26 protein-coding genes are annotated in these 19,216 nt (G+C 48.0%); 5 read left to right on the top strand and 21 right to left on the bottom strand.

Features of this window, described 5'->3' with window-relative positions; translation table 11 throughout:
* Position 1: 1 nt before the first annotated feature.
* Complete coding sequence (locus ACSHSR_RS22165) at positions 2-1,726, top strand: E2/UBC family protein (RefSeq protein ID WP_123115310.1); 1,725 nt, start codon at positions 2-4, stop codon at positions 1,724-1,726.
* Positions 1,713-2,201 (top strand): Mov34/MPN/PAD-1 family protein, encoded by a 489-nt coding sequence (locus ACSHSR_RS22170; RefSeq protein ID WP_123115311.1) that lies wholly within the window; start codon positions 1,713-1,715, stop codon positions 2,199-2,201. Before ACSHSR_RS22165 ends, ACSHSR_RS22170 begins: the two co-directional genes overlap by 14 nt.
* A 615-nt stretch (positions 2,202-2,816) precedes the next feature.
* On the opposite strand, the gene ACSHSR_RS22175 is transcribed toward ACSHSR_RS22170, so the two are convergent.
* The 4 genes from ACSHSR_RS22175 to ACSHSR_RS22190 form a co-directional block, all read right to left on the bottom strand.
* Positions 2,817-4,088 carry a Y-family DNA polymerase gene (locus ACSHSR_RS22175; protein WP_123115312.1) on the bottom strand — a complete coding sequence of 424 codons (1,272 nt, stop codon included), beginning with the start codon at positions 4,086-4,088 and terminating at the stop codon, positions 2,817-2,819.
* An 11-nt stretch (positions 4,089-4,099) separates the two neighbouring features.
* Entirely contained in the window at positions 4,100-4,501 is a 402-nt protein-coding gene (locus ACSHSR_RS22180) for a LexA family protein (RefSeq protein ID WP_086904568.1), read from the bottom strand.
* Positions 4,502-4,754: 253 nt separating this feature from the next.
* The gene (locus ACSHSR_RS22185; protein ID WP_345860582.1) at positions 4,755-5,075 is read right to left on the bottom strand and encodes a hypothetical protein; all 321 of its coding nucleotides are present in this window, start codon (positions 5,073-5,075) and stop codon (positions 4,755-4,757) included.
* 10 nt (positions 5,076-5,085) lie between these two features.
* A complete protein-coding gene (locus ACSHSR_RS22190) occupies positions 5,086-6,264 on the bottom strand; it encodes a DGQHR domain-containing protein (protein WP_479631549.1) in 1,179 nt (392 codons plus the stop codon).
* A 139-nt stretch (positions 6,265-6,403) separates the two neighbouring features.
* Between ACSHSR_RS22190 and ACSHSR_RS22195 the strand changes: the two genes are divergently transcribed.
* Together ACSHSR_RS22195 and ACSHSR_RS22200 are read left to right on the top strand one after the other, a co-directional pair.
* Positions 6,404-9,862, top strand: a complete 3,459-nt coding sequence (locus ACSHSR_RS22195) for an adenine nucleotide alpha hydrolase family protein (RefSeq protein WP_479631550.1) — start codon at positions 6,404-6,406, stop codon at positions 9,860-9,862.
* Between the two features lie 80 nt (positions 9,863-9,942).
* Entirely contained in the window at positions 9,943-10,425 is a 483-nt protein-coding gene (locus tag ACSHSR_RS22200; protein WP_479631551.1) for a hypothetical protein, read from the top strand.
* A 92-nt stretch (positions 10,426-10,517) separates the two neighbouring features.
* Here the strand turns inward: ACSHSR_RS22200 and ACSHSR_RS22205 are convergent, their stop codons facing one another.
* The 11 genes from ACSHSR_RS22205 to ACSHSR_RS22255 form a co-directional block, all read right to left on the bottom strand.
* Positions 10,518-10,793, bottom strand: a complete 276-nt coding sequence (locus ACSHSR_RS22205; protein ID WP_208162916.1) for a hypothetical protein — start codon at positions 10,791-10,793, stop codon at positions 10,518-10,520.
* Between the two features lie 45 nt (positions 10,794-10,838).
* The gene (locus tag ACSHSR_RS22210) at positions 10,839-11,177 is read right to left on the bottom strand and encodes a hypothetical protein (protein WP_479631552.1); all 339 of its coding nucleotides are present in this window, start codon (positions 11,175-11,177) and stop codon (positions 10,839-10,841) included.
* 87 nt (positions 11,178-11,264) lie between these two features.
* Positions 11,265-11,474: a hypothetical protein gene (locus ACSHSR_RS22215; protein ID WP_086904567.1), complete on the bottom strand. Its 210-nt coding sequence runs from the start codon at positions 11,472-11,474 to the stop codon at positions 11,265-11,267.
* Between the two features lie 308 nt (positions 11,475-11,782).
* The gene (locus ACSHSR_RS22220; RefSeq protein ID WP_123115314.1) at positions 11,783-12,229 is read right to left on the bottom strand and encodes a hypothetical protein; all 447 of its coding nucleotides are present in this window, start codon (positions 12,227-12,229) and stop codon (positions 11,783-11,785) included.
* 3 nt (positions 12,230-12,232) lie between these two features.
* Positions 12,233-12,529 (bottom strand): hypothetical protein, encoded by a 297-nt coding sequence (locus tag ACSHSR_RS22225; RefSeq protein WP_123115315.1) that lies wholly within the window; start codon positions 12,527-12,529, stop codon positions 12,233-12,235.
* Positions 12,530-12,718: 189 nt separating this feature from the next.
* Entirely contained in the window at positions 12,719-13,276 is a 558-nt protein-coding gene (locus ACSHSR_RS22230) for a hypothetical protein (protein ID WP_123115319.1), read from the bottom strand.
* An 18-nt stretch (positions 13,277-13,294) separates the two neighbouring features.
* Complete coding sequence (locus ACSHSR_RS22235) at positions 13,295-13,543, bottom strand: DUF3850 domain-containing protein (RefSeq protein ID WP_086904566.1); 249 nt, start codon at positions 13,541-13,543, stop codon at positions 13,295-13,297.
* Positions 13,544-13,561: 18 nt separating this feature from the next.
* A complete protein-coding gene (locus tag ACSHSR_RS22240) occupies positions 13,562-13,972 on the bottom strand; it encodes a hypothetical protein (RefSeq protein WP_164489352.1) in 411 nt (136 codons plus the stop codon).
* Between the two features lie 12 nt (positions 13,973-13,984).
* Positions 13,985-14,230, bottom strand: coding sequence for an antirestriction protein ArdR (locus tag ACSHSR_RS22245; protein ID WP_086904564.1), 246 nt, complete (start codon positions 14,228-14,230; stop codon positions 13,985-13,987).
* Positions 14,227-14,433 carry a hypothetical protein gene (locus ACSHSR_RS22250; RefSeq protein ID WP_086904563.1) on the bottom strand — a complete coding sequence of 69 codons (207 nt, stop codon included), beginning with the start codon at positions 14,431-14,433 and terminating at the stop codon, positions 14,227-14,229. Before ACSHSR_RS22250 ends, ACSHSR_RS22245 begins: the two co-directional genes overlap by 4 nt.
* A gap of 267 nt (positions 14,434-14,700) precedes the next feature.
* Complete coding sequence (locus tag ACSHSR_RS22255) at positions 14,701-14,988, bottom strand: hypothetical protein (protein WP_086904561.1); 288 nt, start codon at positions 14,986-14,988, stop codon at positions 14,701-14,703.
* Between the two features lie 516 nt (positions 14,989-15,504).
* Between ACSHSR_RS22255 and ACSHSR_RS22260 the strand changes: the two genes are divergently transcribed.
* Positions 15,505-15,804 carry a hypothetical protein gene (locus ACSHSR_RS22260; RefSeq protein WP_123115321.1) on the top strand — a complete coding sequence of 100 codons (300 nt, stop codon included), beginning with the start codon at positions 15,505-15,507 and terminating at the stop codon, positions 15,802-15,804.
* A 154-nt stretch (positions 15,805-15,958) separates the two neighbouring features.
* On the opposite strand, the gene ACSHSR_RS22265 is transcribed toward ACSHSR_RS22260, so the two are convergent.
* The 6 genes from ACSHSR_RS22265 to ACSHSR_RS22290 form a co-directional block, all read right to left on the bottom strand.
* Positions 15,959-16,375, bottom strand: coding sequence for a helix-turn-helix domain-containing protein (locus tag ACSHSR_RS22265; protein WP_086904558.1), 417 nt, complete (start codon positions 16,373-16,375; stop codon positions 15,959-15,961).
* A 3-nt stretch (positions 16,376-16,378) separates the two neighbouring features.
* Positions 16,379-16,690 carry a type II toxin-antitoxin system HigB family toxin gene (locus ACSHSR_RS22270; RefSeq protein WP_086904557.1) on the bottom strand — a complete coding sequence of 104 codons (312 nt, stop codon included), beginning with the start codon at positions 16,688-16,690 and terminating at the stop codon, positions 16,379-16,381.
* 169 nt (positions 16,691-16,859) lie between these two features.
* On the bottom strand, positions 16,860-17,435 hold the full coding sequence (locus tag ACSHSR_RS22275; RefSeq protein WP_086904556.1) for an SOS response-associated peptidase: 576 nt from the start codon (positions 17,433-17,435) through the stop codon (positions 16,860-16,862).
* Between the two features lie 171 nt (positions 17,436-17,606).
* Positions 17,607-18,029 (bottom strand): hypothetical protein, encoded by a 423-nt coding sequence (locus ACSHSR_RS22280; protein ID WP_086904555.1) that lies wholly within the window; start codon positions 18,027-18,029, stop codon positions 17,607-17,609.
* Positions 18,030-18,070: 41 nt separating this feature from the next.
* Entirely contained in the window at positions 18,071-18,391 is a 321-nt protein-coding gene (locus tag ACSHSR_RS22285; RefSeq protein ID WP_123115322.1) for a hypothetical protein, read from the bottom strand.
* Between the two features lie 42 nt (positions 18,392-18,433).
* Positions 18,434-19,096 carry a site-specific integrase gene (locus tag ACSHSR_RS22290; protein ID WP_123115323.1) on the bottom strand — a complete coding sequence of 221 codons (663 nt, stop codon included), beginning with the start codon at positions 19,094-19,096 and terminating at the stop codon, positions 18,434-18,436.
* Positions 19,097-19,216 lie beyond the last annotated feature (120 nt).

Below are 19,216 nucleotides of genomic sequence, written 5' to 3' on the forward strand. Positions count from 1 at the left end.
GGTGTCAGAACTCCACCAAATTTTGCTTGGCCTGGGCTACAGGTTTCTCCCGGCCAAGCATATTCCCCAAACTTCGGTTTTACACCGCCAGTGTCCTGGCGGGGTTTACGCCAAAGACATCCTCACTGAAGCTGGTACTTTCAAGGTGGGTTTGCACCTGAAAGAGGATCCGCACGTTGAGCTCCCCAAGCCGTACCTCATCGGGTTTCCGGAAGGCTTTTCAAACCAGCTTGTACCGCACATCAACCACGAAGGCTACCTGTGTTATGTCGAACAAATGGAGGCTGACTGGGACCCCAATCACCTAGGCCCCCTTTACACGGCAATAGATGAGCAAATCTGTACCACCCTGTGCAACTCGATGTCACGCAGAGACGGTGCTGAGTCAGATGCCGAAATCGAGCCGGAGTTTGCGTCATATTGGGATGGGCAATACAAAGCATTTCTGCTTTCTCGTCCGACAAAGGATAAGCAACTATGGTATGCTGTGACGGGAAAGGAGTCTGTCGTTTACAGCGATGACCAAGCAACCGAATTTGCCAGTTGGATGGAGCGAAGAAATTTAGCTGACGAACCCGTTCAAAAGTATCCGGCACACTATTTGCGGGTTCGGCCGTCTAAGCTGGCTGGAGTGGCTTGGCCGCCATGCAACCTCGGCCAGGTACTTGATTGGCTTGGGAACGTGGATAACCCCACCAGGAGCAAGCTGATTGACTGCCTGATTGAAGAACCTGGCAGTACTCATTTATTTGTGATGGATGTGGCCGGTCAGGAAATGATCGGTGTATTTGTCCAATTGAACAAAAGCGCCGTGGCACTCGCTGCCCACAACAGAAAGCGGCGCCGGAGGCCTGCGAGAAGTTACAAGCAGCTGATCATTGCGCTTTCAGGCAAGCAAGCGTGCGAACGTTTCCACAGAATAGAGATTGAGAATGCTGAGGCGAAATGGATCCTTTCCAGGAACAATCCTAACCCAGAGCAAGGTAATCTCTCTGACAAGAAAATTGCCCTAATAGGTTGTGGCACAATCGGTGGCTATGCTGCTGATCTGTTGATGAGATCGGGCGCCGGCTGCGGCCGAGGTTTTCTCCATGTTTTCGATCCGGATACGATGAAACCTCAGAATGCTGGTCGGCATATTCTGGGCACCCAGGCATTTGGACAGAACAAAGCCGAGGCAATGGCCACGAAATTGCGTCATGATTGCCACCTGGTTACAAATATCGAGGGGAAAGGCGAAGTTTTCCCAATCACCATCCAAGCACTGCGCGCCTTCGATTTTGTCATCGATGTTACTGGGCGCCCCCCTATATCAAAGCGCTTAGCAGCAGTCATTCGTATGTTGCCTCAAAACGATAGGCCTATGCTGATCCATGGGTGGAATGACGGCAATGGCCGAATGTCCAAAGTGCTCATCGACGATGGCTCAGGCTGCTACGGGTGCCTAATTTCGGATCCAGCCTTCTACACCAATGAGCAAGATCGTAGGCTGGAGGGTATTGATAGGCGAAAGGAAACCAGGACCAGCTGCGGTAACACCTACACGCCATACCATGCAGGGGTGAGTATTATCACTGCTGGCATCATGCAGCAAGCAGTGATGTACGCATTAGGGAGTGAGCTGCCTTGGAATTACACCGAGCATGTGTCGGCCGGCGGGAGAACTCGGAAGCCCAAGAAAATCCAACCATCAAGCCACTGTTCAATTTGCAATGCACCAATCTGATATCACTTACAAAGATATGGTAGCTGACGAGGAGCTCCTTGTCGTTATCAAAGAATCCGCCTTTTCCAGGATGAAGAGTTTCACCCAATCACGTTTGTGGGATAAGGAGGCGGCAGGTGTGCTGATTGGTGAACGTCGTGCCGGCAATCTGGTGGTATGCGAGGTTACGGAGCCCGGGAAGGGAGACAAACGATCCAGGCACTCAGTAGACCGACGGGGGCCCCATCACCAACAAGCCGTGGACCAAGCCTTTGAACGCTCAAACGGAACCTTGCAGTATCTCGGTGAATGGCACACCCACCCTGAAGACTACCCCACACCGTCGCCAAAAGACTACAACAGCTGGGGGAAAGGTCTCAATTTTGAAGATCCGATGATTGTCCTTATCATCGGCCGAAAAAGCACTTATGTTGGCAAGAAAGTGAGAAATGTAATTCGACCACTCTCACAGGTCCCTAATGTAGGAGAAGAATAATTTTTTACTCTTTTTCTTTAACTCATGCTCTGCATAGCACCAAGACCATTATCGATCAGCAGCCGGCTGCTTCAGCTTCAAATTTGCTTGATGGCCGATTCTCGGCCTCTATGCACACTGATAAAATTTTACCAATTTCCAGCATTGAGCTTCTTTGTCCGTCCAAAAAAGGGTCTAGAAGGCGCGGCAGCCTAGACCAGATAAAATCGTCACTTACGCCAAACTGTCTGTAACAGGCCAGTAAATCGTGATCCCAACAGTCAGTGACCTTACCGCATTTTGAGCAAACACCTGTGTCTGCAACTAAATCCGAATCTTTCTGATCAGAACAATCAAAGCAAACATTACACATTGGATAATTTCCTTGAATAATGGGCCGGCGTGTCCGGCCCCGATCGATTATTCTGCGTCAGCTTTCAGAGCGGACAGGGCCAACTCGATGTTATCGTGCCCTCTTCTGCGCAGATATTCCATTGCTTCATATCAATTTTTCAGCAGAGCCTCCTGATCATCGTGTCACAAGGCCCAGACTGAGGTTCACGGAAACGGGCAATAAACCTAATATTACTCACCCACGATATTAGCTCTCATCTACTTATGATACCCCTGGGAAGATTACCGGCAACTCACCGAAGGCAAATGCCTCCAGTTTGTCGTGTACTGGGGTGTTAAAAGACTACGACGCATCGCCCATTTTTGTTCAATGCCTTGTCCTGCGACAAACATCGTTTTCACGCCAAAGCGGTTATTGAGCCCGTCAAAGACCTTCATCAAGGGTTCATTGCCCAGTCCTTCATCTTTGACAAACAGATTCATCTGACGATTCACAGTAGAACTCAACTCGAACAAACCTATACCGACCTTATAATATCGCCCCCCCTCTTTAAACAGTCGTGGCAAGGCTTTAGACACTGCCTTTGACATTACCAGAGTGTCATTCGTTGGCACGTCGAAATGAATAACATGCCTAAAACCAACTGCTAAGGATTTATCTTCAAAGGGGGAGTTGCTGGCAAACATCATCATTACCCGACAAGCACTGCTTTGCGCGCGCGCCTTTTGCGCGGCCATGGCCACATGGTAAAGTAGTGCCTGATTAAGACCGTTTATATCTGTCACCCTTTGCCCGAGGCTACGCGTAGAGAAAATCTGTTTTTTCGTGGTAACGTTTCCATCCCATTGTTTGGCCTTAATCCCATTCAGTTCTAATACGATCCGTTCCACCTCAACGCTAAATCGTTGTCGAGCTAATTTGGCTGGTAATGAAGCTAACTGTGCTGCTGTCTCTATCCCCATTTCGGTTAACTGTCTACCGATTCTACTACCAATACCCCATACATCGGTAACCTTCATTTGGGCTAATACTTTTAACCTGGCTGTTTCATCATCTATAACGCATACGCCGGCACAGGAAAAATCAGGTAACCTCTTAGCAGCATGGTTAGCAGCCTTCGCAAGCACCATTGTCGGGCCGAAGCCAACACAAACAGGCAATCGAGTCTCACGCCACACTGACCTTCTTATAAGATGGCCATGATGCTGATAGTCTTTGATAGTTACGTTTTTAAATGACAAAAAGATCTCGTCTATACTATACAAAAATTCCTCTGGTCCGAATCGTCCGATCACACTCATCATCTTTTCCGAGAGATCCCCGTACAGCTCATAATTACTGGAACACACTTGAATACCATGGCGGTCGCAGATCGCTTTCAACTGGAAATACGGCTTGAACTTCTCTATACCTAACGCCATAGCCTGCTTATTTGCGGCCACGACAGTCCCATCATTATTGCTGAGCACTACTATCGGCTTTCCACGCCACTCAGGTCTAAATACCTGCTCTGCAGAGCAGTAAAACGAATTTGCGTCGATCAATGCCAGCATGACCTAGTTTCCTAAATCATCTGTCTGAGAGGCTTAAATGGCTTGTAGCTGCCTATAACAACCCCTTCAATAGAAAACACATCCCACTCGTTGATTGCAACCGGCGGGTAATCGTCATTGTCCGATAACAACAACCGTTTCTCGAGATCAATTATCTTGACAACGAACTCGCCGTTTAGGTTTGCAACAATCACATCGCCTGTTTTGCGCGCAATTCGTCTATCTATGACTAAAATGCTGCCCGGAAAGATCCCAATCCCTTTCATGGACTCCCCCTCAGCGACAGCTAGCCAGGTAGAAGATGGATGCTGAACAAAAAGCTCATCTAAGCTTAATTTCAATTGCGTGTAATCGGCTGCGGGAGAGGGAAACCCGAAAACGCCCGCGCTAACGGTGATAGGTAAGACGTTCATTGTTATTTTCCATTCACTGTATAAAAACACAGTAATGATAGTATTGGAATTCAACTCAAGCAAGAGGCGGCTGACCTACTACGACGTCCCTGGCCAAACCGACTCTTCTGGAAACACAGTGGTAAGTTAGACTTCATCGCAGTAATCGTTTCTTGAACCAATACCACTTTGCCATGGTATTCTCCAAAGCGTACTCGATAAGAGACTCGTGAGCCGCGGCGATGTCTTTCTCCAACTCAGAGGTTTTAGCCCCCTATTTCAAATGAAGTATGACTCCTTCAGCCCGCCGGATCGCAAAGGTACGGATCACCGACACATCGCCATAGTCTTCCTCATCAAAATCAGCACTCCACGCGTCTCGATGCTTATCGCTGATTGGCGTTTCAGTGATCGTAGCATCGATTTCTACGTTGAGGTCCAGGTGCGCCACTCGCTGGCGAAGGCTTCGCTCTAGTGAGGGCTCTATGCTCGATATACGCAGCTCCGCCTCTCCCGACTCAATGAAGCTTGGCAGCAGCTGATTCAGGAACAGTTGCGCATTAGGGCAGCGATAGGCCAGTAGATCAACGTGCATAACGAACTCCTTAGGCTGAGAGGGCTTCACAAGGGAGAATTCGCATCTCACGGCACAATAGCGCTCCGATACGGCGATCGGTGCCCTTGATAACCTTAATGGCGCCGTTGTCATCCATAGTGACTCGACTCTTCTGCCAATACTTATCCTCCTTCGAGAGGATCGGCATTGACGGTTTTGCTAGTTTCTCCCAGGTAACAGTGTCATCAATCAACATCTCATCGACGATTGATCGCCCCACATATCCGCAAGCATTGGCAAAAATCGCCTTGGTAAACATCGAATTCTCATGGACGACGGAATAGTCATCAGTATCGAGGTTCTCTACAGGCAGGATCGCGAATAGCCGTGTCAGGAACCCTTCGCACAAAGCGTAAGAAGCCTGATAATTGTCATCACTCTGCAGCAGTTTGTTGGCCGTCGCGGGCGTGACATTTAAGAACTTTTGCACCACGGAGGTAAATTGGTCATAGGTCCACAGGTGACCACGTTTAAATTTGCCGTGCAGAGCCACTCGGCGTTTAATGAGTCCACCAGCATCTATCTCTAACAGCTCATTAAGAAATCGGGCAAATGGGGTACCAGTGTCAAAATGCTTGCTGATCGACTTGTTAGGCTTCATGAGTCGACAGTGGTAATCAGCAAATACCTGCTTAATGATCTTGATGGCTTTAGGTGTCGATAGGTTTTCAGTGTGGGTCACTATCAGCTTGATACTCACAGTGTGATCAGCAAATTGCTCAGTATCAGCTTGTTCAAGTAGCCATTTAATAAACGTGGTGCGCCCCTGTCCATCGCATAGGAAGCGATCTGCTAACGGGTCCAGGGAGGCGAGGACCATCTGGCGCCCGCCCACGGTCAACTCCTCTACGTCAGACAGCTCGCTGGCAAAAATTGTCATGTTTGGGAATACCGCACCTTCTGTTGATTCCCAATAATTTTTGAGCCCCTTGACGCGAGTTTGGTCTACATCGCGTTGCTTCTTAAGCTCCTCGTTGAGCTGATCGGAATTGGCTTCGATCTGAAAGTGATCAGCCAGTTCCTTGAACGTGATCACCCCTTCGTAGCCCGTCACCCCTAATTTCGCGATACCTTCTTTCCCTTGGAATAAAGCCAATTTCAACGTGGTACCGACAGGCGACGTCATGACGGTATTTGAAGGTAGTTGGATAGATTCTGCAACGCTCATAGTAGTGACCTTTTTGAAATTTCGATGGGGCAATCTTCGTATATTTTGAACCCATCGTCAATATATTTTAAAATTGAAATTGCAATATATACTGTTCATGGCACAATGAAATCATCGAAATCCAACAGGTACTCCTAACATGAATGCAGCAGTAATGGTCACGCCAGAGCAAATAATTGACATCATGAACGTGTCATCTATCGCTGAGCTCGAACAGAACGAAGACCTGTCGCTTCGAGACATCATGGATATGTTCCGGGTAGGTGTTGCAGAGCTACGGACGCTGATCGAATCTGAATTGGTGGTCCTGCACCTGCCGGTGAGCCAGGGTAAGGACTCAACGATTGTAGAGTTAATGGGGATCGAAGCTTACCGCCAAGCGAGAGAAGCCGGTACCATCGAAGCTGAACGTCCGTTAATTCTTTCAACCGTGGACACCGGCGGTGAAGTCATTCCGATGAAAATGTACGTAAGATATTGCCGTACTCGTTTACTGGCATACGCCAAACAGCACGGCATTAACCTGCACTATGACATCGTAAGGCCGTCAATGAATGACGAGTATTTTGTTAAATTTGCTGGTGGACAGAAGCTGATACCGCTGGCCACCCGCCACGGGGACTGCTCAATCATTCTGAAGGTTGACCCATCAGAGCGCCATGTTAAGACCCTTTTAAAACGATTCTCCAAGTGTTCGGAAACAGCTGAACAGTATCAGTCAGCCAAGGTGATCACGTGTGTGGGCTCAAGAGAGGAAGAAAGCAAACGTCGAGCTTACAATATGAGCAAGCAGGGGATCGCCAAGAAGTCGCACGCGCAACTGCTGGCGGAGCTGAGCAGTGTCACAGTTGGTAAGTTCAATTTCTATAAGTTTGCTCCAATAAAGCATTGGAAAACTGAGCAAGTTTTCGACGCGCTGCGCCTAGCGGGTGAGCGCCCTATTCGCAAGGTAGCCGGAGTTACCGGCCTACCTGCGTTCCTGCCGGACTTTGGTTTGCTGCTGGAAATCTACGGCAATGGCTCCAATGAAACGTGCGAAATTTCAATTGGCTCAACGGCCAGCAATGGCTGCAACGGACGCGCCAGGTTTGGTTGTGTCTACTGCACGATGGTAGCGGCTAGAGATAACTCATCTATCGCCCTATCATCCTTGCCACGCTGGAACGTTCTCGGTGCTGAGAGTGCTCTGCGAGTCCGCGACTTCCTGTTTAGACTGGCCTCAGATATGAATGCCCGTGCATTGCACGCGCGAGCGTATGATCCTGTCGGTTTCAACCGAATCGCCTTGCAGCCCAATACATTGAAACCGCGACACCTGGAAAAGATGGTGCGTTATGCTTCCCAGTTAAGCCTCGACTCGATTCGAATTGCGGCTGAATTTAAGGAGTTGGTGGACCAAGGCCGCGAGCTCGAGCATCCAGGCTACGCCGACATTGCCAATGATCCATACATCAGCCCTAAAACTAAGCGTAGCTTCCTCGAGATGTATAAAGAGTGTGCTCAGGACCCGTCATGCCTTAATGAGCTATTTTCGGAAGAGCATGCACTCTTACTATCGTTCCGTTGGTCTATCGACGGCATAGGTGCAGCGCCTTACCGTCCACTAGCCATCTGGCACCAGCTCTCCAGCGGTAAGGGGTGGATACCCTACCCTAAGCTTAACTCAGAATATGAAGCCAAGCATGGCAAGCTATCATTGGTAAACGGAGAGCTACCTGAAGCGGTCATGATGCCGATCTACAAGGTAGAAGATCCTGAGCAGCACGCCATGTCGCCCCTTCAGCTTCTGGACCTATGGCAGCGTCCGCTTGATGCCTATGATGTGTTTGAAGAGGATTTCAACTGCAGCAAGGTTCGAGTTGCGGACCACTTTGCTAAGGTCGAAGCTGACTACCAGGTTAAATTTGCAGTCGACGCTATCGACGCAGACTTCTACTGCTCATCTCGCGACGTGATTGTAGATACCGACTTTGGCGCCAGGGCATTTCGTATTAACTATATCGGCGCCGACGTGCTTACGCTCAAACTCGATGGCAAAGCCGTACAATCACAGACCGAGGCATTGCTGACCAATGACGGTCTATTAACCGAGATCGCCCAGTACACAAAAGAGGCGCTAAGCATGTTCTGTGAAAAACTAGGAGACACAGACATTCGTTGCTCTATAGAGCAGGCACAAGCCAAGGTGCAGGCATTGGTAGCCGAGAGGTTTGGTGCCGTACTCACAATGAAGCGAGACGTAAAACATTTACGCCCAACTGCGCTATTTGCTGGTTACCATGCCAATGCTCGAGTGGCCAAGCCCGCTATCCACTTTACCCGCCGCGTCACCAAAATGAACAAAGGTATTGCTCTACGCGGCAATACCCGCATGACTTTCTATCCGGTTCAAGTCGATAGCCGACTTCACCTTGCCCACCAGCAGCAGGCCAAAATGCTAGTACCTGATTTTAACTCACACAGTGAGGCATTCATTGGTACCCACGATGCAGAGTTGCTTGCCACAGATACAGAAGCTCTGGAAAACATCCTCTTATCGAAAAAAGGTCTAGCAGTCTGGAAGGATCAAGGCGGCCTTGAGCAGGCCCTAGAAATCCATGACGATCATCTGCACACAATGATCCATAAGCGTCACCTGCGCGGTTACAAGCCGAGTCACGTTCGCACTTACGCGGGTACCCATGTTGCAGAAAACCTATTGTCTCATGGGGTGATCTCAATTGATAAAACCTATTGGGCGCAATTAAAGGCCATTTTGAAGCGCACTCACATCTTCAATGGCATGGGGTTCTTTGCCTTTCAGTCTATGTCGGTTAAAGAGGTGTTAGCCCACCCGAGGGCGATCACAATGCAGCAGCACCGTAAAGACAAGGTAGAAGTGCTGAAGGTGATCCGCCGCCACCGAAACGCCCAGCGCCGCGCCGTCGCTTTAGAGACCAACTTGTTATCGGTCACCAGTCAAAACCTGTTAACGTTGTCAGACACCACAAAGGCTGCGGTACACGCGATGTTCTTCAAACATTCTGCATCCCTATTGAAGATGTTGTTTGATACTGACGAGGTTAGCGTCGGCACCCAAGGCAAAGTCTGTCATCTTTGGCTCTCACATACTTTCACCGGCATAAGCAACGTAGATCATATCCTGGGTAAGATCTTGCCTGTTGCCCAAGTTGCCGCTCTTAAAGCTCAGCCAGCTAAATACCTGGCAGCCTGCCAAGAAGCCCTGAAACAGGTTAAGTCAATCAGAACCCATCTCGATGACGTTCTGGCTGATTGGAGCCCTATACTCGCCCAGGTAGAGAACCTAGTGGCCACAGAAGGGCTATCCCGTGATGAGGCACTGTCAGAGTTTAAGCGTGTGATCTATTCGGCGCCATGGGGAATTTGTCAGTACGACATCGCCCAATACTGGAAGCCTCGCCAAGCGGGAATGAAGTTGCAACTGACAAATGCACTAAATACCATTGGCGTTTACATGGGGCTGCTATCCGAGGTGCAAGCGGTTTTGGTACAAATTGAGCGTAAAGCCCTGCGAGGTGTTACCCACAAAATGACACTAGCAGACAAGCTCGCCCTGTTACAGCAGCGCAAAGGGTAAACCAGATTGAATAGGCAGATCTCCGCCCGATACACTATGCAGGGCTGGTGCCAGCAACCAACACTTTATAGGACCGAATAATGATGCCGTATTTCAAAGACAATCTAAAAGTGATCGCATCCCTCTTCGACATCCAGGCGCAAACCCTTAAGTTGTGGGCCAGCGCAGAGAACAGAAGTGCTCACCGAGATCTGCTATCGCTAGCGACTATGGCCATCAATTACGACCCCTCATTGCAAGCGCTGCTAGATGGAGATGCGGAGCTGCAGGACATTGCATCTAGCCTGGGTATAGACAACCCTCTGAATAGCGAAATTTCAGGGGTCTCCGGCCCCACATTTCGTTCGTGGTTCACCAAGCCTGAAAAACGTAAATTAGTCATTGGCTTCTTGCTGGGCCTATATCAACGCTCACTGTCTGAAGCATCAGAGGGGGCAGGGTTCAACAGCGTAGAGGCATTACTCAAACGCTTACGAAAGCTTGACATTGAGCCAGGTCGAATTGTGAGATTGTTGCGCATCGATGAAGGCACGGCAATCATACTGTTGGGTCGATGCAAGTAACAGGAAAATAGGACTGTTAAAAGGGCAAGAAGCGCATGAAATTCCCGTGAAGTTGGGAACTACCTCATGAGCAAACTACCCTTTCTAATGCTCTATCTCGCATTCTCATACTCAAAAATAGACTCAGCAAGGAGAGTGTATTTGTCGATAACCTTATCCCAATGCTCAGGATTGCCAAGAACAGCCGGATTATTTTCAGCATGTTGTCTTAGAGCCCTTTGAAACGCTTCAATATCGACATTTCCCCCATACTTCGAAACAATTGAGTGCATTACAGCATTGAAGCGATCACGATCCATAGGGTGCGTTGTATGCCAGGTCGAAATGCCAGCCCAAGGCTTGAGTAGTTCATATAATTTTTGCTCCATCCATATCTCCCGTCATAATGAAAATTTGATTAACCACTATGCCGCTTAAAGCTGGGGAAGCAAAACGTTCATAGATTCGTCTATGGCTTCGAAAGGTATTGTCTTACCATCGAAGGTGATCTCCCCACCGTTAATAAGAGCATGACAAAACTCTCTGAGAATTGGCTCTTCTGCTTGAAGAGTTGTTAAGGATTCTAGATCATGAGGGATATACCAAATGCCACCATCAGGCGCCCGCCTAAATTTCAAGTCCCACAGTTTGTCATAGAATGCACCAAGTGGCAGTGCGTTATCATCTCGCAAGCCATAATATTGCATGACTGCCGCGGTCAAGAATTTCATAACATCAGGTTGTTTTCGATATGTTGCGGTTGGTCTATACATGATATAGCCTCCTACATTAAAGGTTCCATGAACTAATACCACTTTGCCAATAGCTTAGGCAAATCTGACAATTCATGAGCCTAAACCTCAACTCAACATTAAAAGCTCCTGCTCCCTGGCACAGAATCCGGTATTGATGTCGTCCAATACTTTGAGGTTACCGGCATTGACTCGTTCAGCCCTTTCAGTCATAAGCTCTAGAGTATTTATGGTCTTGGCTTTGCGAAAATGAATGAGCCAACTTACTTCCTCTTGGGAAAGTGTTTCCGGTAAAAATGCTGTCGCTGTAGCTTTCATTTTTTAAATATGTTTCCTATATCAGTTCGGCTGCTTCGAGTTCGTCCTCAATGTCCGACAGGGCCGCTCGCATTTCAGATTCACTCATCGTAGACCACCCGGCTACTCGGCCATTGACCCAATGCAGGACGTGCAATGCTATAAGTTGAGGCTCTTTAATGCCCTCCATGCCTCCAATGCGGCAATCGCTACATGGATGAGCCCAGCTTTGCGCCGGGCCATCTTCTGGCCCATCATGGGGGATCAGCCGTTCTCCACAAATCGGGCAGGGCTTGGGTGGATCCTGGTACATGCTGTTTCCTTGATCATTAACTGTCATTTTCTGAATATGCCTTCTTAATCCAATCATCCTTTTCTTTCCAGCGACGAACCGCATCATACAAAGATTGCTTGCTGATACCTATCGCGTTTTTCACTATCTGATTCTGTATGTTATCAACCAATACCATTTTCGCAGCTAATGTGCTGGGAGCTTCACTATCTCCCCGACAAAGCTTCACCAACAGATCAAACTGCTGCAATTTACTACCGTCTGGCCCATACGCCTGCCTGATCAAGTCATCCTTCTCCTTCCAGCGCTGAACTGCATCATATAAGTTTTCTTTACTTACTCCGGTTGAGGCTTTAACGGCATCATTTGAAGCTCTCTCAACCAACACCATTTTTGCAGCTATTGTGCTAGGAGCTTCTTCATTCCCTCGGCAGAGTCTCACAAGCACATTGAACTGCTCAGAATTCATCTGGTTATTTGACATTATTTATTTTTTCGTCCCATTCTGCTCTTGAACACCCTTTTGATAGAACACTCCCCATAATTTTTGAGGCCATCCATCAAGAAAACCATCGTGAAAGAATTGAACGTTCTCTCCTATTCGATTTTGAGCGCTGTCGTTATGGCCCTGCCGACTTGCTTCAAATTTTATGAATTCTCGCAATTCAATCACTAACGCATCAGTAAACTCTGATTCATGCAATCCCGACCAGGCCGGTACACCAAAATTGCAACTATATTTTGGTGCTTCTGTAGCACTGCCGTATGTTCTTATATACCCCATAAAACGATTTCCTTTAACAGTTAATGGTTGCGCTTCTCGCTACCTACTTTCTCAGGATTCACAGGCTTAACCGGAAGGCGAAATTTTCTAACAGTGACCAGAGGCTCCTTGTTCCACGTTAGCATCAAACCGCCACTCACAATGCCTATTGCAGCCAAGATTTAATTCCAACGGGATTTCCTTGATCATTTAGTAATATCGTATGAACAAACGCTGAAAACGGCTTATTTCATCGCGGGGCAAGATACTGTTGTTAAATTCACATACAAGCGCATACCCTTCCACAATCCCTATTGCATTCTCGTATTCGACAGTCTGAAAATCGTTGTGGTGCTTATCAAGCAAGTAGTCGTTAAGGCTGATAAGAAATGTCTCAAAATCAATGCCTCTATAACACTCAGACAGCGTTCCCGACTCCCGGTGAGGCACCCGATGTTTCGGAAACAGGCTGTCTAGATGGTTTAGAGCGCCAGCTTCAATGCTCTCAAGCTTTGATTTCGTTGTGTGGATATTGCACTGAAAAGCGCAGAACAGATAATAGTCGGGATTGCCGGTGCAATATGAGCGAGATCCCAGATCACCCATCGTAATCCCTACTTTAGCAAATTCTGGCTTCATGCCATCAGTACCCACGTATAACCAAATATTAGCAGACTCAAAGTTTGCCTTATCACGTTCCATGACGGCTGCGATTTTATAGTCATCATTAGGAATTTTCAGGTTGTATATTTGCTGAGGCTTTTTCATATGTTTCCCTTAACTTGATTAGTTCATTGAGAGCAGGCAATAACCCGCCTCAATTCCAAATTGTCCGCCATCGACTTTATGTGTCACTACGCGATGACATTCATCTGTGCCAACACGCTGGCCGGACTCACGATCGAACGGATAAATAATCAGGACGTCACCAATGTTAAATCCTCTGTCATCACGCCTGATTTCCGCCGTTTTGTCTCGACGACGAACAGCATCAAATAGCTCAGGGTCAATCTTCAAATGATGTTCAGTGGCCATACCTGGGTTTCCTTTAGCTCATTTTGGTTGAGACTGTTCACGCCAAGCTATAGCCAAGGCTATCGCTTGGGCCTCGCCATATTTTTTCACGGAATAGCTTTTCGTTTTTGGATTAGAACCAGGGAATCCCAGCGCAATAACTCTCTGATAGGTTTGCTCAGAGCCATCAGCAAGTATCTTTTTGTATTGCCCAAAGCAGATGCCGACTGGTAGATCGCTTGTCTTGTCCCCGTGAGACTGAGTGTGTATGCGCCCGGCTTGAGGGTGATATTTAGCATAGGGATCTAGTCCTACTGATGCGCAAAGCTCATTTCTTGTTTTGATAGCCTCTTGGGTTTTCGACCTATGGAAATTTCGCTGTTTACACCCAGGAACCCGAACCATGATTGTTGATTTATTGCATGACAGATACCGCTGTGAAACATTCATGCTCGAATTCCCTTAATTTGATTGGTTTATCACAGTCCACACAGACGCGCCGTTGTCGTCATTGCCGCCCTCGGCCAAAAACAAATGTCCTTCATCATCTACAGCGATAACACCAGGGCGTTCGCTGGACGGATCTCTGAGCTTGTTTTTCCAGCCATAGACCTTTCCTTCCCACACCAACACTACACCACCCACACGTGCAGGATTTTCAGAGCGCCATTTTTTAGCCAGAGCCCTAGCTTTGCTGTTCGGTGTCATACCGTTTTTTCCTCGACTTCAGAGAAACCTGGGTTGAAAACCTCATATAGCTCTGACAAGATCTTCTGCTCCTGCTCTAAAGTTAAAGCTACTGGTTTCTCAGTAATTCTCCAATTAACAACGCCTTGGATGATTTCATACTCAACAGAGACACCTTCTGGTAGCCTTGATAGGCATTCTGCTAAACGACTCTCAATATCCATTCCTTGTTTCCTTGAACTGTTAGTGGTTGCGCTTCTCGCAAACTTCCCACCAGGATTTATCAAACGGGATCTCGCAAGTTGGACAGAAATTAATATTTACAAGCCCACGCACTTCACCCCAGCCGTTACACTTTTCACAGAAACGCTCACAGACTGTGAACTCCCAAGAGCTAAACTGCCCCTCTTTCTTTTCAAGCCTTTGATTTCGAGAGTCTCCGTGTTTGCGTGTTGCCATAATCCGGTTTCCTTGATTATTTCTGCTTAGCATCACTTAATACTGAGCGCTTCAAAAGCCTCAAGCAGCGCTTTATCGGCTTTGTAAACAACGGCAAGGCCGCCCTCCGGCTTAGGCTCATAATGCTCTACCAGCAGATATGTGCCATTCAGCGACGGCTCGGTTTTCATGACCCAGGCATACTTATCACCTGCAGCATAATGTCCCCTGGTCATATCTAACAGCATATTCCGATCCACAGCACGGCGAATTGCCTTGTATTTTGCCTTTGTGACAGGGACTAGATTTTCTTGTTTAAATACTTTTGCCAGGGTGCCCATAGCGTTTCCTATAACAGTTTCAAAAAGGCGTTAACTAATTGAGTGCGTGTACTTGTTCTGCCGTTTATGCTCAACATCTTAATCAACCGATTTGGCAGAGCAGTAACTTCGCACTGATAGCGACAGCTAGTACGGATGTTGTACAGCTTACCGCTTACCTGCTGGGCTGACATTCCAAGCTCTTTGCCGAGCAGGGCAGCACTGTAGTATCTGCCGGTGGTGATCATGTGCTCGGCTACTTTCACAGTTGTATAATCCATACATCCCCTATACTTTAACAGAACTTCCGGTGAGCGCCGCGTAACGCATCCTCTGTTTACTTGAAATGTGCTTAGCAACCCTTTATCGCAACCAAGGCAACTCATTTATGATTTACTATATCAAATCATCTTTGATTTGCAACTCTTCTTTGAGTTATATTTGTGGAGGTGAAAATCATTTTTGATTTGCAACTCTTCTTTGAGTTATATTTGTGGAGGTGAAAATCATTTTTGATTTGTGTAGGATGGCGAGCAGATGAAAGCAGCGGTAACACAGACAGTGCCAAAGAAATCAGACGGCGAAACGGGATTTGCTGAACATTCCAGGCTGGCCATCAAGGCCGCAATGGAAGAAATGGGCCTCCAGGTAGGAGGCCTGTTTGTGTTGCTTTATGAACGTGATCCGGTTGGTACCGAAGTGCAGACGCTCAGGAACCGGCTTAACCGGGGGAACCCGGGGGCAGACTTCCTGGGGCTGTGCGTGTCAAAAATGCCGCCTTTGCAGGCAAGAACAATGAAAGATTTTTTCAAGGTTACTGTTCAACAACCCAAATAGGTATGCCATTTATAATCTCGCCACTGTTGCCTGTGTCGGCTTGTGATTCAATATCCATTGAGTCCAATTCTGGCTCGGTGCTTCCGTTCTAGAAACTGGAAATTAGAAATAAAAAAGGAGACCGAGAGTCTCCTTTTAATTTACTGAGCGAGGCTTAGAAAAACATTGCTGGCGAGAGGTTGAAGCGCTTGCTCAAGGCCTCGATGTGGTTTCTGGTAAGCTTCTTGCCATCGGTGTGGTTAAGCAACTTGCTGACATTGGCTTTGGTACCAAGCTCTGGTAAATCGTTCACGCCAAGTTGATATTGATCCATCAGCGTTTTCAGCAAGGCGATGCCGGTGTCTGCTTCCTCGACAGCTTGGTTAAATTGGGCAAATTCATCGGCACTACTTTCCCAGCGTTCAATGGTTATTGAAAGCATGTTGATAACGTGTTTATTTGCCTCGTAATCATCGATCAAGGTGTCCATGGTGGCAAGCGCCTTGTCATAGTCGTCCTGGCCATTGATCTCAGCGATGAACGGCGCCATTTCCAAGGCTTCTCTGATTAAGTGGCATGCTTGAGGAAACATGGTTTACTCCTTATTTCGCCTGTACCTGTCAGTTAGATCATCATATTCTGCGTGTGGCACTATATGTTTGACATACATTCGGTTGTCCCGGAATTCAATAAAGGCAATAAGCCTCAGATGATTGCCTCCAATGTCTATTACCCACCATTTATCTCGATACTTGAAGTTATCCAAACTTGGGAACACTTGCTTGAGTTCATTTGGCGTTCTGAACTCGCCGGCCCTCAATGTCTGGTAGGCGCTAACTAGCGCTTCTCGCTGATTTGGGTAGTGTCTGGCAGCATCATTAAATGGTTTTCGAGAGAGTACATGCACTGGCGTTATTCCGGTTTCCGTTTTGGATACTATAGCACTATATTTCCAAATTGGAAACTTTTTTGTGGTTGGCAGAATGGCAAGGTTGATAGAGAGATCCTTGAAGATCAGTCAGCTGTAGCTTTTGATCCCATGTTCGCAATCGATTCCTGTCAGCTTTGGAGTATTGTCAGCTGCTACGGATTAGCAACTGCTTTGCTGTGGCATGTAACAGAGCATCCAACTGCCCCGGTTCACTGTTGAACCAATAGCGTACAGCATCAAGCGGGATCAGTAGAGGCATGCGGTTATGATACTCGGCACACTGAGGTGTAGGTGCTGTGGTTAGGGTCACCAGTTGAGACGCTTCACCAGTTAACTCGCTGGGGTAATATATCCCGGCCATAAGCAGCGGTTGACGGTCTTCTGCACTAAACAAATAGCGCACTTTGCCAGGATCCTCCTGGCGCCATTCGTACCATCCGGAGCATGGGATCAAGCAACGATTGGTGGCAAAGGCTCTCTTGAAGGTTGGTTTTTCAGTTACGGTTTCGGCCTGGGCATTAATGAGTATTTGCTTGGCCCAAGCCGGCTTGATGCCCCAGGTGGTGTCAAGTTGTTGCAGCCGACCTTGGTGGCTGGCAATGGTGGCCACATGCTGAGTGGGTCGCAAGTCCGGGTTGTCCTTGGTGTGGAACTCAAGCCCCAATGTATGGCTTACCCACTGGCACAACGGATCGGCTATAACGTTTAATCTGCCACACATTAGCGATCCTTCTCCGGCTTTTGGTGGATGGCTTTGTCAATGGCGTCAGTTCTGCTAACGACTATCGAACGGTCAGCGTCCAAGCTGACCTTGCCGTGGCCAAGAAAAATGACGACTACATCCGGTAGAGTCTGGCTATGACTATTTTAAAGAAGCCACGATTGGACTTTCTTACTGGACAGCCCAAACCTGCGAATAGTCGTTAGACAAAGTGCGAAAACGGCCGTCCATGTAGCCATAGTCCCTGCTCGTATTGGAGACTTGTCTAAGGTGTTCCAGCGCCTCACAGACGGCATTTGTCCACTTACTACTTCTAGCCAGCTCTTCTCGTGGCAAAGTCGCCAGCCGCTGTTCAAGCTTATCTAAACCATCAAGCAAGGTGTCTCCCAGGACAATGGGGAGCCAATCGGTAGACAACAGATAATCCGTCGCGGGTATCATATCCAGATCCCCCGCATCAGAAACATCCTCGACTTCCTCCAAATCACGGCTATACAGGGCAATGCACACCCAAATGCCCTTCGAATAACGATCATCCCAAATTCGCATTGCGAACCCAGCATTTAAGAGCGCGTCTAATAATTCGGTTTTCATTCTGGGGCATTCCCTGAAAAAGAAGTAATTGAATTGGCAACCTATTCTTCAACTTCCCCTGAATGGATAAAGTCCACGACAGTATTGCCTTTGTGCTGCGAGATTGTAAGAACGGGTTTTGCTTTGCAGCCTTCACACCAAAAGCGTACCAGCAAACCATGACGGCGTGAGCTTGGGTTGCCATCCAATGAGGTATCGAAAGTGGCTTTGCCATCAGCGACCGTTACATGCACGCCTTGCCTCTGATCTTCTCCCCTCTCGAATATTTCAACATGTTCATGATGCAGATAATTGAATCCACAATTTGGGCAAAGAAGTTCGCTTCCCCAGCCGCTTTGGTAAGCGTCAAACTCTGGTACCATGTATTGCCTCCATTACGTAAAATTTATCATTGGTCATTTTTACTAAATCAATATTTTTATTAGATCTCCGAGCCTTACTGGTTCTGTCTCACACAGAGCCCGTATGGCCTTGAGGCTGGTCATGCCCAGGATATCACCTATATGCCGTTCGTCTATGCCGCTACGTTTGAGTTTTACTGCCATGGTTCTACGGCCTGACTGGGCACTGGCCCCCTCGATGCCAGCCTGCTTAAACAACTTGCTGATCAGTGCCGATACCTGCTCGGCCCGGTATGTCACGACTCCATCAGACTCTATCCTGGTGAGCTTCAACGACTCACCTGTCCGGCCAGAAACAAACAAGCCAGACTGAGGATCAAGCCCACGGTATGCCGCTGGGCGATTAGTCATCCCATGGCCAAGCCGAACACGCTCGGCCAGATGTTCGTCTATGGCCGCTATCAACCTGGTGTTGACCCAGTGCAATGGTCGCTCGCGGCTGTTAAAGGCTATATCGGCCCTCAGTGTACTATCAACCTTTACAGAGCCGTCAGCATTGAGGTAGTCAGCAACTTGGAGCCCGGCAACTTCGCCGGGTTTAAGCCCAGTACCAAACAGGCACAACAGCAAAGCAGCGTCCCTGGTGCCGTTCTCGGCACTCGATACCCGCGCCACTTTAACCGCATGGGCCAACTGGGGATCTTCTACTACTACCGCCTTTGGCAATTATTTAGCTCCAGTATTCGCCATTAAATTGAGATAGTAGCGCAAAAAAACAGGGACGGATAGCCCCTGATTGTTGTCGTGCGTCGCGTTCACGGAAACGGTCATCTCCACCATCTGCCT

The sequence above is a fragment of the Shewanella sp. VK101 genome (assembly GCF_056497865.1).

Bases quoted from the DNA above. Each gene is read 5' to 3' on its own strand.
- ACSHSR_RS22280 (WP_086904555.1), bottom strand. From the start codon at position 18,029: ATGAAAACCGAATTATTAGACGCGCTCTTAAATGCTGGGTTCGCAATG.
- ACSHSR_RS22250 (WP_086904563.1), bottom strand. From the start codon at position 14,433: ATGGATATTGAGAGTCGTTTAGCAGAATGCCTATCAAGGCTACCAGAA.
- ACSHSR_RS22210 (WP_479631552.1), bottom strand. From the start codon at position 11,177: ATGTATAGACCAACCGCAACATATCGAAAACAACCTGATGTTATGAAA.
- ACSHSR_RS22220 (WP_123115314.1), bottom strand. From the start codon at position 12,229: ATGTCAAATAACCAGATGAATTCTGAGCAGTTCAATGTGCTTGTGAGA.
- ACSHSR_RS22285 (WP_123115322.1), bottom strand. From the start codon at position 18,391: ATGGTACCAGAGTTTGACGCTTACCAAAGCGGCTGGGGAAGCGAACTT.
- ACSHSR_RS22245 (WP_086904564.1), bottom strand. From the start codon at position 14,230: ATGACACCGAACAGCAAAGCTAGGGCTCTGGCTAAAAAATGGCGCTCT.
- ACSHSR_RS22255 (WP_086904561.1), bottom strand. From the start codon at position 14,988: ATGGGCACCCTGGCAAAAGTATTTAAACAAGAAAATCTAGTCCCTGTC.
- ACSHSR_RS22230 (WP_123115319.1), bottom strand. From the start codon at position 13,276: ATGAAAAAGCCTCAGCAAATATACAACCTGAAAATTCCTAATGATGAC.
- ACSHSR_RS22180 (WP_086904568.1), bottom strand. From the start codon at position 4,501: ATGAACGTCTTACCTATCACCGTTAGCGCGGGCGTTTTCGGGTTTCCC.
- ACSHSR_RS22235 (WP_086904566.1), bottom strand. From the start codon at position 13,543: ATGGCCACTGAACATCATTTGAAGATTGACCCTGAGCTATTTGATGCT.
- ACSHSR_RS22175 (WP_123115312.1), bottom strand. From the start codon at position 4,088: ATGCTGGCATTGATCGACGCAAATTCGTTTTACTGCTCTGCAGAGCAG.
- ACSHSR_RS22275 (WP_086904556.1), bottom strand. From the start codon at position 17,435: ATGTGTGGCAGATTAAACGTTATAGCCGATCCGTTGTGCCAGTGGGTA.
- ACSHSR_RS22215 (WP_086904567.1), bottom strand. From the start codon at position 11,474: ATGAAAGCTACAGCGACAGCATTTTTACCGGAAACACTTTCCCAAGAG.
- ACSHSR_RS22195 (WP_479631550.1), top strand. From the start codon at position 6,404: ATGAATGCAGCAGTAATGGTCACGCCAGAGCAAATAATTGACATCATG.
- ACSHSR_RS22170 (WP_123115311.1), top strand. From the start codon at position 1,713: ATGCACCAATCTGATATCACTTACAAAGATATGGTAGCTGACGAGGAG.
- ACSHSR_RS22200 (WP_479631551.1), top strand. From the start codon at position 9,943: ATGATGCCGTATTTCAAAGACAATCTAAAAGTGATCGCATCCCTCTTC.
- ACSHSR_RS22260 (WP_123115321.1), top strand. From the start codon at position 15,505: ATGAAAGCAGCGGTAACACAGACAGTGCCAAAGAAATCAGACGGCGAA.
- ACSHSR_RS22240 (WP_164489352.1), bottom strand. From the start codon at position 13,972: ATGAATGTTTCACAGCGGTATCTGTCATGCAATAAATCAACAATCATG.
- ACSHSR_RS22185 (WP_345860582.1), bottom strand. From the start codon at position 5,075: ATGCACGTTGATCTACTGGCCTATCGCTGCCCTAATGCGCAACTGTTC.
- ACSHSR_RS22225 (WP_123115315.1), bottom strand. From the start codon at position 12,529: ATGGGGTATATAAGAACATACGGCAGTGCTACAGAAGCACCAAAATAT.
- ACSHSR_RS22190 (WP_479631549.1), bottom strand. From the start codon at position 6,264: ATGAGCGTTGCAGAATCTATCCAACTACCTTCAAATACCGTCATGACG.
- ACSHSR_RS22265 (WP_086904558.1), bottom strand. From the start codon at position 16,375: ATGTTTCCTCAAGCATGCCACTTAATCAGAGAAGCCTTGGAAATGGCG.
- ACSHSR_RS22205 (WP_208162916.1), bottom strand. From the start codon at position 10,793: ATGGAGCAAAAATTATATGAACTACTCAAGCCTTGGGCTGGCATTTCG.